The sequence below is a fragment of the Glycomyces dulcitolivorans genome (genome assembly GCF_003265355.1).
Taxonomy (GTDB): Bacteria; Actinomycetota; Actinomycetes; order Mycobacteriales; family Micromonosporaceae; genus Glycomyces; species Glycomyces dulcitolivorans.
This window is the reverse complement of record NZ_QFRW01000053.1, coordinates 1-3,088: the sequence shown is the minus strand read 5'-3', so window position 1 is coordinate 3,088 and position 3,088 is coordinate 1. Positions and strand designations below refer to the sequence as shown.

Sequence of the window (3,088 nt, the reverse complement as noted above, 5' to 3'; positions counted from 1 at the left end):
GGAGCGCGGCCGCTCGGCCTCGCGCGCCAAGCACGGCAACGTCTAGCGAGTACGTGAAAGCGGGCCCGACCGGAAGGTCGGGCCCGCTTCTCGTTGCGGCTCAGTCGTCTTCCGCCGAGCCCTACTTCTCGTCGTCACCTCGCTGGCGCTCCGCCAGGAAGTGCTCGAACGCGGCGCCGAGCTCGTCGGCGGTGGGGATGCGTCCCTCCTGGAGCATGTCGTCGGCGTCGGCGGCCTCGGTGAACGAGTCGTACTGCTCTTCGAGGGTCTTCACGACGTCGGCGACCTCGTCGGACTCCGCGACCTGCTCGGCGATGTCCGAGTCGACTTGGGCCCGTTCGAGTTCGAGCTCCTCGTCGGTGGGCAGGTCGAGGCCGGTGGCCTCGCGGATGCCTTCCAGGAGCCGCATCGTCGCGGCCGGGTAGGTCATCTGCATGACGTAGTGGGGCACGTGCACCGACAGGCCGACCGCGTCGCGGCCGGACTCGCCGAGGCGGTACTCCAGCAGGCCCGCGGCGTTCCCGGGGACGGTGACCTCGTTGAACACCGGCCGGTTGTCGAAGACGAGTTCGGGGCGGGTCGCGTGCACGGTCATGCCGAGCGAGCGGGTGTGCGGGACGCCCATCGGGATGCCCTGGAAGCCCAGGGTCAGCGGCACGTGCCAGTGCTCGATCAGGTCCTCGACCGAGTCCACGAACCGCTCCCAGGCGAAGTCGGGCTCGGGTCCGGTCATGAGCAGGAACGGCCGCTCGGAGGCGTCGCGCATGAGGTAGACGACCAGCTGCGGGGCCTCGAAGTCCGACCAGCGGTCGATCGAGAACGTCAGGTTCGGCCGCCGCGAGCGGTAGTCGATGAGCTGGTCGACGTCGAAGGACGCCACCGGCGTGTGCTCGCAGGTCTTGAACAGGTGGTCAACGACACCCCGCCCCGCCTGGCCCGCGTCCATGAACCCGTCGAGGAAGTGCAGCAGGACCGCGCCGCGGGCCTCCGGGGGCTCGGCGAGGACTTCACACAGTGCCCAAGGGTCATCGTTCAAAACAATCGGCTCCTTCTTCCTTGACGCCTTCGATGCTAACGCCGGATGCCGACCTCCGATTCCCCCTCGGGGAGGTTTCGGAGAAGCGTCACGCCAACCCTCAACCCCCCACACCCGTCGCCCCACCCGCACCCCGAACCGGAGTGGCTGCGCCACACCTAACCCCAAACGTCGAAGACCGGGGCGGGGTCGGTCGCGGGGCGAACCCCGAAGTAGCCCAACGCGAACTCGTTGATCTCCTTGAACGCCTCGCCGGTCGTCGAGCCGCCGCCGCCACCGCCGGGGACGTAGACGCTCACGGCCACCACGTACTGCGGGTCCTCCGCCGGGGCGAACCCCACGAACGAGGCCACGTTGCCCGCCGCGTACTCGCCGTCGACCACGAGGCCGCCGGTGCCGGTCTTGCCGGCCAGGTGGTAGTTCTCCAGCTCGGCGTTGCGGCCCGTGCCCGTCTCCGCCGCGATGGGCGCCTGGAGCAGGTACTGGAGCTCCTGGGCCGTCTCGGTGGAGATCACCCGGTGCGTCTCGGGCTCCTCGTCGTCCTCGACGACGTTCCCGTCCGCGTCCAGCTTGTGGTCGACGAGCGTGGGCTGCACGTACACGCCGTCGTTCGCGATCGCCGCGTACAGGGCGGCCATCTGGATGATCGTGGCCGTGCCCTCGTGGCCGATCGGGACCGACCCGTAGGAGGTCCCCGACCAGTTGTCCGGCGGCTGGAGGATGCCCGAGGCCTCGCCCGCGACGCCCACGCCCGTGGCCTCGCCCAGGCCGAAGGCCCGCTGGTACTCGTACAGCTTCTCCTTGCCGACGCAGTCGGCGAGCTGGATCGTGCCCACGTTCGAGGACTGCGCGATGATCCCGGCCAGGCTCAGGACGGCGCTGCCGTGCTCGTACGTGTCGCGGTAGTCGGTGCCGCCCTTGTTGATCGACTGCTCGACGTGCATGGTCCCGTCGGGCTCGATGCAGCCCTCCTCCAGGGCCGCGGCGAACACGACCGCCTTGTGGATCGAGCCGGGGTCCACTGTGGCCTGCGTGCCGTAGTCGCGGTACGCCTCGTCGCTCTCGACGTCGAACGGGTTGGCCGCGTCGTAGGTCGGGGTCGAGGCCATCGCCAGCATCTCGCCGGTGTCGACGTCCATGACCATCGCCGAACCGAACTGCGCGTCGTGGTCGGTCACCGTGGCCTCCAGGATCTTCTGCACCTGGAACTGGAGGTCGGCATCGATGGTCAGCTGGATGTCCTTGCCCGGCACCGCTTCTTCCTCGCGGTAGAACGCGCCGGGGATCGGCTGCCCGGACTGGCTGCGCTCGTAGGAGACCTCGCCGTCGGTGCCGGTGAGCCAGTCGTTGTACGCGGCCTCCAGGCCGCCCAGGCCCTCGCCGTCGTCGCCGCCGGTGAAGCCGAGGACGTTCGCGGCGAGGTCGTGGCCGGGCACCACCCGGCGCTCGTCGTCGCCGATGATCAGGCCCGGGTTCTCCAGGTCGCGGATCTCGTCGCCGATCGCGAGGTCCACACCCCTTTGGAGGTACGCGAAGCGGATCGGGTCGCCCTGGGCCGTCTCCTGCGTCGAGATGAGCGGTTCGAGCTCGGAGGCGGTGCGCCCCAGCAGCGGGGCGAGCTTCGCGGCGAGCTCGCCGGCGTCGCCCTTGACCATGACCGGGTCGACCGCGATGTAGTTCGCCTCGATCGAGTAGGCGAGGCGGTTCCCGTTGCGGTCCAGGATGGCCCCGCGCTCGGCCGGGAGCGGCTCGGTCGTCAGGCGCTGGTTCATCGCCTCGGCCGCGTACGCCGCCGAGTCGGTGACCTGGAGCTGGATCAGGCGGGTGCCGGAGATCAGCAGGAGGATCATGACGAACGCCGAGGCCATGCGCAGGCGCCGCCGCGGGCTGCCCAGGCGCGGCAGGCGCGGGAGCGGCTTGACCGGGACGGCCTTGACCGGACCGGTGGCGCGCGAGGTCGGACGCGACGTGGCGCGCCGCTGCGGACCCACGGTCCCGGTGCGGCGGTTCGGGTTCGACCGCACGGTGCCGGTGCGCCGCACCGGCTCCGAC

2 protein-coding genes are annotated in these 3,088 nt (G+C 70.5%); both read right to left on the bottom strand.

Annotation, left to right across the window (positions count from 1 at the left end):
- Positions 1-121: 121 nt before the first annotated feature.
- Positions 122-1,036, bottom strand: a complete 915-nt coding sequence (locus DI269_RS03265) for a proteasome assembly chaperone family protein (RefSeq protein WP_112133700.1) — start codon at positions 1,034-1,036, stop codon at positions 122-124.
- Positions 1,037-1,194: 158 nt separating this feature from the next.
- A partial coding sequence (locus DI269_RS03260; protein WP_112133699.1) for a peptidoglycan D,D-transpeptidase FtsI family protein occupies positions 1,195-3,088 on the bottom strand: 1,894 nt, incomplete at its 5' end.